The following is an 8,430-nucleotide window of genomic DNA, read 5'->3' on the forward strand; positions in this document are numbered from 1 at the left end:
TCCTCAGAAAGCGGATTTTCCCTGTATATTCCCGCATATCAGGGAAATACCGACAGAGACTTGTTCGCTCTAGACTGCGTTCTGCACCACGATCTTTCCCCTTTTATATCAATAACATAATTGGTATCGACCAGGCCTGTGAGGCCCGGAATTCCGCGGGTTTCGGCGGCCGCGAAATTGAGACCGGAAACCAGAGACGATTTTGTCGCATTCTATCGACCGAATTTGGGGCCCAGTCTCTCTTCGGCGAAATCTGTATTCAAAATGAAAATCGCGATGGTCCGCTGTTGGCCGAACGCGGACGTTCAAACCGGCAACCGATACGCGGACTAATCAGCGCATCCTGATCTTCGGAGCCAGTGATTTGGCGATGACTTGAATTTGTTCCAACGTCAGAGATAGCGATTCATCGGATGCTGGTTCGATGGTATCGAAAGAGTAGTGTTGATCGGCATCGATCCGGCGATTGACGGCCATGATGACGTCCCGATTGCGATCCAGCATTGCCCGTTGAACATCTTCACTTGGCGCAGTGACCTCCGCGCAGACATCCGGCAACTCCGTGCAGAGCTTGTCCGCAACCAGATTGCCAGACGGCCCTAAATGCTTGTTGAAAGATGATTGAATCGCAAGTTCCGCTGGTGTCAGACGCCGATTGATTCGATCTATTGGAGGCATTGTCAGTGCCACATTTCCGAGAAACGTTTCCAGGTCGCCAAGAACATCAGACGATCGGGAATAATTCCGAACCGTCGTTGCGGTCGCTGGCTTATCCGTAAAGGCTTCCAAGAAATCTGATACAGTCTTTGGCCGCTCATACTGGGAAAAAAAGTCCTCAATCGTGCCTGTGTAGCCACCGCGTTTTACGGCCTGTTGATAGCCGGAACAGGCGTCTTCCACAGGATCTCGAATGAAGAGAAGGAGTGAGACTTTGGTGATCTGAGCGTTGTTCACAAACGCAAAAAACGCATCCTTTCGGGGTAACAGCTCGCGATGTAATTGTTCGCCGCTGATCAGCGCAGTGTCATGGGGGCCGAATAGCGCTTCAGGATCGCTAGTCTCGATTGCGGACCACAATATTTCTCGATTCCCGCTCGTAACAAATCCCCGTCGAGCGGCATCAAAACTGCGATGAAACGGATAGCAGAGACCAATTTCGTCCAGTCCTTCCTGTGACAAAGCAAGCGACGACTGGAGATAGCTTGAGCCAGTCTTACCGTGGCCTACATGAAGCAAGAGATGGCGCATTTTTCCCATTAAGGATAAATTTGTTCGATACGCAAATTGATTTGCTGGTATCGACATTGAGGCGCTAGAGCGCACAGGATTGCGGCCCAAATATTGTAGTAATCAGCTGCAATGCCGACTGTCCCTCGCAGAAGTCGATCCCCTGCCATATGAGCCGGAGCTAGCGATTAGTTAGGAGCAGTTGGCTCGGCTAAGGCTTCATGCAGTTTCAAACCCCTGGCTAGCGACGTAGGCCACATCCTGCTCATCGAAATCGGCGAGGCCAAACTGCCGGAACCGGCCAATGGATTTTGGCGCAGTAATATTGGCCGCCAGTTCGTCAATCTCGTTTGACGTGCATTTGACGTTCAAGAAATCGCCCAAGCGCGAAATTTCACGATGAGGCGAACCGCAAAGTCGATCATAGTCGAGCAACAAGAATCTCTCGTTAAGAACAGTCGCCTTCAGGAGCGTACGTTTGTGGACACGGCACCAGTATTTGAGAGTATCGCGCGTATCAACGAGGACGGGACGCCGATCCAGCAAATATTCTCCCCAAGTTTGGACCTGCTGGTGGTTGCTGCTGAACGCCATGTCCAAACCGTTTCTAGCGACGTGGATGTAGCGCATATTCGGCATGGCATCGATCAGTTCCGTCAATACGATATGGCTATTTGGTTCCTTCCAACCCCAAGGGCCGCCGATCTTCTCACGGCCCGAGGACAGATTTTCCAACCATGCCTGATACCGGGCACGAATCCATTTTTTCTGGGCCATCGGACCGTGCGGCGACGTTTCACGCGACAGCCTCGACATGAGCTTCCGATCATCCATATCAGCTAGGGGTGGCCCGACAATCGCCTGAGCCAGGATACGAGCTCGCGCGCGAAATTCGGCTTTATCTGCTTCAACGATTTCTGGTCGGACAAATAGGTAGGTAAACAGCTGATTATCGCGTTGGACGTTTAGATCTCCGCCAAGGAAAACGCCCAAGCCCTCGACGAGACTCGCGACAAGTCGAGTGCCGCTTCCGCCTACGCCGCCAATTATGACAGGTGCGCAGCGTTCGAGATCAATCATGGACAAATTCTCCAAGTGTTCGTCAACAGGCTCGATATACTTAGTACACTCAGAAAGTGCCATTGGACCATTGGTTGCGGCGATCAAAATTTCTACTCTGCATGTTGACGCCTAACCCAGTTATGCGATCATCATCCAAAGCGCCATTGTCCGCGGCGAACACAGCCTCTTAATAAGGGACAGCAAATGAAGTCTGCGCGCAAACCTCGGCAGATATTTAGGCCAAACCCAGTTTTGGGCTGGAGTTTGACCCCGGGGGAAACTGTCGAAGTTTCCTATCGCGATAATGTGGTTCAGCATATTGGAGATGATGGGTGGCGCATTGTATCCGGACAATCTGAATCATCAGGAATAATTTTGGGCCTTTATGGCTGTTCTTTTATCTATGGTACCGGTTTGCGCGATAGCGAAACGCTAGCATCACTGGTCCAGGCGGAGTTCCCCGAGATTACTGTTATGAACCGCGGGATCGGCGGACATTCCTCGGTTCAAAACCTATTGCAGTTCAGGCGCGATTTAGAGGCTGGTCGCGTCTCTGCGGCGATTTTTGGAATTATCAGCAATCATCGCTACCGTAACATTCCGCACCCGGCCAGGATGCGAATGCTGCAATCACTCGAGTGGCAGGAACTAGGGATTGAACATGTGCCAATTGCCCGTCAAAACCGATCCAGTGAGCTCGAGATAGACTATCTACCGATTTGGCAACCAGCGTTGTCGCGCTCTGATTTTGATGCATTTTTGCCAAACGCCCATATGATCGACATGGCAACAGTAGCAGTGTTGTCCGAAATTGTAGAAGTGGGCAATAGAGCTGGGGTCCACACGCTGTTCGCGCTTCTCGACCAGACTGATCCCGAGTTTAATGATCAGCTTCTATCAGCATTCACAAACTGCAAGGATGTGTCGACACCGAACGATGCAGATCATAGTTTTCGACCATTTGACGCGCACCCCAACGCGCTATCGAACCAAATTTTTGCTGAGCGTTTGATACCACACGTTGGACAGATGATTGCGGGACGGCTCACCAGTGTCTGAGCGCCCTTTGGTCCTCGGCATTTCTGCGCTTTTCCATGATGCAGCCGCTGCGCTGGTGTGCGGCGACGATATCGTTGCCGCCGTTCAGGAAGAGCGATTTTCCCGTCGGAAGAACGATTGGCGATTTCCGAACAAGGCGATTGCACACTGCCTTGCGGAGTGGCCGAAGCCGGTAACTCTTGATGCGGTCGCATATTATGAGAACCCGCAACTTAAGATGCAGCGTATAGTCAACAATACCATCGACAATGCGCCGCGCGGCGCGCTGGTATGGCCTCAAGCCCTGCGCACATTAGAGACGCTTAACGAGGCGCTTCCGGCACGTTTGCAACGGATTCTCAAGGACCCGGAGAAGATCCACTTCCTCACACACCATCGTGCTCATGCAGCATCTGCCTTCCTTCCCAGTCCATTTTCAGAGGCGGCCATTCTTGTTGCCGACGGTGTTGGAGAATGGTCGACCACGAGCATATGGTTGGGCAAGGAAGGCAAGATAACGCCCGTGCGCGAACTGAAATTCCCGCACTCGCTTGGCATGCTGTATAGCGCATTCACGCAGTATTGCGGGTTCAAGGTAAATTCCGGCGAGTATAAGCTGATGGGTCTGGCGCCATTCGGAAATCCGATATTTGCAGATCGCATCCGCGATCAACTAATTGAGATAAGAGCCGACGGTTCGTTCGCACTGGCCCTTGAATATTTTGCTTTTCACAACGGTATCACTGCCATCAATCCGCTGTTTGAGAACCTGTTTGGCCAACCAATGCGCCACCCAGATGAGCCCGTAACTCAACATTTCCGAGACATAGCCGCTTCAATCCAGTCCGTGATCAACGACATCATGACCACACTCGCGCAAACTGCGCTGGCCCTGACCCGCATGAGGCAATTGTGCCTTGCCGGGGGTGTGGCTCTGAATTGCGTAGCCAATGCCAAAATTCTATCCCACGTCGCCAATCTAGACGCTTTGTGGATTCAACCGGCGTCTGGCGATGCCGGAGGCGCGCTCGGCGGCGCACTCGATGTCGCGCGGATGCTCGATGATCAAACCTCTGGTGTCCGCACTGTTGTTGCTCAGGATCGAATGAAGAACGCATTTCTCGGGCCATGCTATGATGACCAGGAGATAGTCGATGCACTGGATCGCAAGGAGCTTATCTATCAAAAATATCCGGACGAAGATGGCCTCTTCCGCACCGTTGCCGCGGCTCTTGCGGAAGGCTTCATTATCGGTCATTTCGACGGACGTATGGAATTTGGCCCCCGCGCACTGGGCAACCGATCCATACTAGCCGATCCCCGGCCTGGTGGTACGCTGAGCAAAATCAACCAACGGATCAAGTTTCGCGAGGGTTGGCGACCATTTGCACCGATGGTGCTCGCCGACTGTGCATCGCAATATTTCGAACAATCGAACGACAGCCCATATATGTTGCTGACAGCCAAGCTGCGCGACCCGTTTATTTCCGGACCGGACCTCGCCCAGACGTTGGCCTCCGGAGAACGGGATTTGCCGGCGTTGCAGGAAGCGGTTTCAACTGACTTCACCGCGGTCACTCATGTCGACCACAGTGCTCGTTTGCAGACTGTTTCGGAAAACAGCGGTACGCGGGCCTTCGGCATTCTCAAAGCGTTTCACGAGCTAACTGAGTGTCCGATGCTGCTCAACACGTCGTTCAATGTGCGCGGTGAACCGATCGTATGTTCGCCAGACGATGCGGTAAGCTGCTTTCTCGATACAGAGATCGATATGCTGATTATTGGATCTTATCTAGTTCGACGTTCTGACCAACATACCCAACTGACAAGCCAACTCCGGCGGAGACGATTCCATGCCGACTGATATTGTAGATTTGATGGAAATGCTTGCAGATCTGTCTGCAGATTTCGCAGGCAAAGAGACATCTTCTCAAATGCCGTCGATATCCGGATCTGAGAGTTGTTTCCAACAGCCGTCGGGAATACTCTTCAAAGAGCCTATGTCGCTTGACCAACTGCTGGGCGGGGAAGCCAGCATTTTGTTGGCTCTCGCAGCGCGCCTAAGAGCTGATGGCGATCAAGACCAGGCAAATTTGATTGATAAGATCAACTCTCTGCTCTCAGATCCGGCAACGGACTTGCGGCCCGGGGGCGGGCGCAAAGAACGGCTATCAGATTTTGTCTATCCGGTCGTCTAGGGACATGGCTTGAGGCATGCTGACTCGACAAATATGACGTCCGCTATGGGTGGTTAGCGGACTATTCTTCGGTCACTGCTCGCTTGATTCCAGCAGCTACCCTCACTTTGGCAAACGCGACATTCAGGCCGTACATAAACCCGAAGAACAATAGGGCAGCGCCCAAAATGCTTAAGCCCTCGAACTGCCCGTGCACCAGGTCACCTATCCCGAAGCTCAGTATGATCGATGAAATCGCCAAGCACGATACAAACACATACCAACTGCGAAGCTCATACCTAAGGATGCGCGAGCCACCATCCTGCGCGATCCAGAAACTGCCCTTGTCGTAAAGTGCCATCGCGTGCCAACTAGCACTGACAAAGAACAACCAAAAACTAGACGCTTCAAAGGTTGTATGATTCGGCGCTTGGCGCAAAACATACTTCCGCTCATAGTCGGCCCAACGCTCTATGCGGCCTAGTATTTCATCATTTGGGACGGCTACCTCAATCGGAACCGAACCTCGCAGATACCAAATTGAATCCCACATAGGCACTTAGTACTGCGGTATTTCCAATGTCCGCAATGGGCGCAAAGCAGACATTGGAAGATCCCTCTCGCCCCAGACGCAAAAAACCCCACCGAGACGGCAGGGCTGCGTAAATAGGCCAGCAGAGTTGGTTGCGGGGGTTGGATTTGAACCAACGACCTTCAGGTTATGAGCCTGACGAGCTACCGGGCTGCTCCACCCCGCGCCAACTTGGGCCGGTGAGGCCAAAAGCCTTTGATCATCGTAAATGGGTTTTCCCTGACCGTTTCCTACGCCGGCTTCAAAGCCTGGCGGCGACCTACTCTTCCGCGTCTTAAGACGAAGTACCATCGGCGCAATCAGGTTTCACGGCCGAGTTCGGGATGGGATCGGGTGGGTCACTGACGCCATAGCCACCAAGCTATGGAGCCGGCGTAGAAAAGGGATGAGAAATCGATACCCGTCATGGGCTGCGACTAGGATTATCCAAATCATCGCTGACAATGCACGGCACTGTCGTTGATGGTGGGACTCTCGAAGTGTAATAAGAGCTATTAGTACCGGTAAGCTTCACGCATTGCTGCGCTTCCACACCCGGCCTATCAACGTGGTGGTCTTCCACGGCTCGATGATATCTTATCTTGAGGGAGGCTTCCCGCTTAGATGCTTTCAGCGGTTATCCCGTCCATGCATAGCTACCCTGCTGCACCGCTGGCGCGATGACAGGTCCACCAGAGGCATGTTCACCCCGGTCCTCTCGTACTAGGGGCAACTCCTCTCAAATATCGACGCCCACGGCAGATAGGGACCAAACTGTCTCGCGACGTTCTGAACCCAGCTCACGTACCACTTTAATTGGCGAACAGCCAAACCCTTGGGACCTGCTCCAGCCCCAGGATGTGATGAGCCGACATCGAGGTGCCAAACAACCCCGTCGATATGAGCTCTTGGGGGTTATCAGCCTGTTATCCCCGGCGTACCTTTTATCCGTTGAGCGATGGCCCTTCCACGAGGGACCACCGGATCACTATGACCGACTTTCGTCTCTGCTCGACCTGTCGGTCTCGCAGTCAGGCAGGCTTATGCCATTGCACTCTCGCAGACGGTTTCCAACCGTCCTGAGCCTACCATCGCGCGCCTCCGTTACTCTTTAGGAGGCGACCGCCCCAGTCAAACTACCCGCCACAGAGGGTCCCTGAACCGGTTTCACGGTTCTAGGTTAGACATCAAAAAACAATAGGGTGGTATTTCACAGGTTGGCTCCACACCGACTGGCGCCGATGTTTCAAAGCCTCCCACCTATTCTACACAATTCTTTTCTAATGCCACTCTGAAGCTGCAGTAAAGGTGCACGGGGTCTTTCCGTCTAACCGCGGGTACTCCGCATCTTCACGGAGAATTCAATTTCGCTGAGTTGGTGTTGGAGACAGTGGGGAAGTCGTTACGCCATTCGTGCAGGTCGGAACTTACCCGACAAGGAATTTCGCTACCTTAGGACCGTTATAGTTACGGCCGCCGTTCACCGGGGCTTCAATTCGGAGCTTGCACTCCTCCTTTTAACCTTCCGGCACCGGGCAGGCGTCAGACCCTATACGTCGTCTTGAAGCCGACTTAGCAGAGCCCTGTGTTTTTGATAAACAGTCGCTACCCCCCAGCTTGTGCCCCCTACAAAAAGTTGCCTTCATGCAGGGCCTCCTTCTCCCGAAGTTACGGAGGTAATTTGCCGAGTTCCTTCAACACCATTCTCTCAAGCGCCTTGGTATACTCTACCTGCCCACCTGTGTCGGTTTCGGGTACGGTCTATATGGTGGGGCTATTTCCTGGAACCGCTTCGCAGCCTGCTCAATCCAATAAGAGCAAACTACTTACGCGATCCGTCACATCCCACCAGGCCCACGAATATTAACGTGGTTCCCATCGACTACCCCCTTCGGGCTCGTCTTAGGGGCCGGCTTACCCTGCTCAGATTAGCTTTAAGCAGGAACCCTTGGGCTTTCGGCGAGAGGGCATCTAACCCTCTTTATCGCTACTCATGTCAGCATTCGCACTTCCGATACGTCCACGACCCGTTACCAGATCGCTTCAACCGCCTACGGAACGCTCCGCTACCGCGTGCATAAATGCACACCCTAAGCTTCGGTACATATCTTTAGCCCCGTTACATCTTCGCCGCAGGAACCCTTATTTAGACCAGTGAGCTGTTACGCTTTCTTTAAAGGATGGCTGCTTCTAAGCCAACCTCCTGGTTGTTTTGGGATTCCCACATGCTTTCACACTTAGATATGATTTGGGGACCTTAGCTGTAGGTTAGGGCTGTTTCCCTTTCGACGACGGACCTTAGCACCCGCCGTCTGTCTCCCGGATATTATTCTTGGGTATTCGGAGTTTGGTTAG

6 protein-coding genes, 1 tRNA gene and 2 rRNA genes (1 of these 9 cut by a window edge) are annotated in these 8,430 nt (G+C 52.9%); 3 read left to right on the forward strand and 6 right to left on the reverse strand.

Going from position 1 to position 8,430, the window contains the following annotated elements; genetic code table 11:
* Window positions 1-333: 333 nt before the first annotated feature.
* Both HFP51_RS10120 and HFP51_RS10125 read right to left on the reverse strand, forming a co-directional pair.
* Window positions 334-1,257, reverse strand: a complete 924-nt coding sequence (locus HFP51_RS10120) for a hypothetical protein (protein WP_176875612.1) — start codon at window positions 1,255-1,257, stop codon at window positions 334-336.
* Window positions 1,258-1,446: 189 nt separating this feature from the next.
* Window positions 1,447-2,307, reverse strand: coding sequence for a sulfotransferase (locus HFP51_RS10125; RefSeq protein ID WP_176875613.1), 861 nt, complete (start codon window positions 2,305-2,307; stop codon window positions 1,447-1,449).
* A 186-nt stretch (window positions 2,308-2,493) separates the two neighbouring features.
* Between HFP51_RS10125 and HFP51_RS10130 the strand changes: the two genes are divergently transcribed.
* From HFP51_RS10130 to HFP51_RS10140, 3 genes are read left to right on the forward strand one after another with little or no spacing between them, the layout of a single operon-like run.
* Window positions 2,494-3,348 carry a hypothetical protein gene (locus HFP51_RS10130; RefSeq protein WP_176875614.1) on the forward strand — a complete coding sequence of 285 codons (855 nt, stop codon included), beginning with the start codon at window positions 2,494-2,496 and terminating at the stop codon, window positions 3,346-3,348.
* Window positions 3,341-5,191 carry a carbamoyltransferase N-terminal domain-containing protein gene (locus HFP51_RS10135; RefSeq protein WP_176875615.1) on the forward strand — a complete coding sequence of 617 codons (1,851 nt, stop codon included), beginning with the start codon at window positions 3,341-3,343 and terminating at the stop codon, window positions 5,189-5,191. Before HFP51_RS10130 ends, HFP51_RS10135 begins: the two co-directional genes overlap by 8 nt.
* Window positions 5,181-5,525 carry a hypothetical protein gene (locus HFP51_RS10140; protein WP_176875616.1) on the forward strand — a complete coding sequence of 115 codons (345 nt, stop codon included), beginning with the start codon at window positions 5,181-5,183 and terminating at the stop codon, window positions 5,523-5,525. The genes HFP51_RS10135 and HFP51_RS10140 overlap by 11 nt, the downstream gene beginning before the upstream one ends.
* Before the next feature lie 61 nt (window positions 5,526-5,586).
* Here the strand turns inward: HFP51_RS10140 and HFP51_RS10145 are convergent, their stop codons facing one another.
* From HFP51_RS10145 to HFP51_RS10160, 4 genes are all read right to left on the reverse strand, one after another.
* Entirely contained in the window at window positions 5,587-5,865 is a 279-nt protein-coding gene (locus tag HFP51_RS10145) for a hypothetical protein (protein ID WP_176875617.1), read from the reverse strand.
* Between the two features lie 320 nt (window positions 5,866-6,185).
* Window positions 6,186-6,262 (reverse strand) — tRNA-Met (locus HFP51_RS10150).
* Window positions 6,263-6,342: 80 nt separating this feature from the next.
* Window positions 6,343-6,457, reverse strand: a 5S ribosomal RNA gene (rrf, locus tag HFP51_RS10155).
* A gap of 114 nt (window positions 6,458-6,571) precedes the next feature.
* Window positions 6,572-8,430 (reverse strand): 23S ribosomal RNA (locus HFP51_RS10160) (it continues 927 nt past the right edge of the window).

The sequence above is a fragment of the Parasphingopyxis sp. CP4 genome (assembly GCF_013378055.1).
GTDB lineage: Bacteria > Pseudomonadota > Alphaproteobacteria > Sphingomonadales > Sphingomonadaceae > Parasphingopyxis.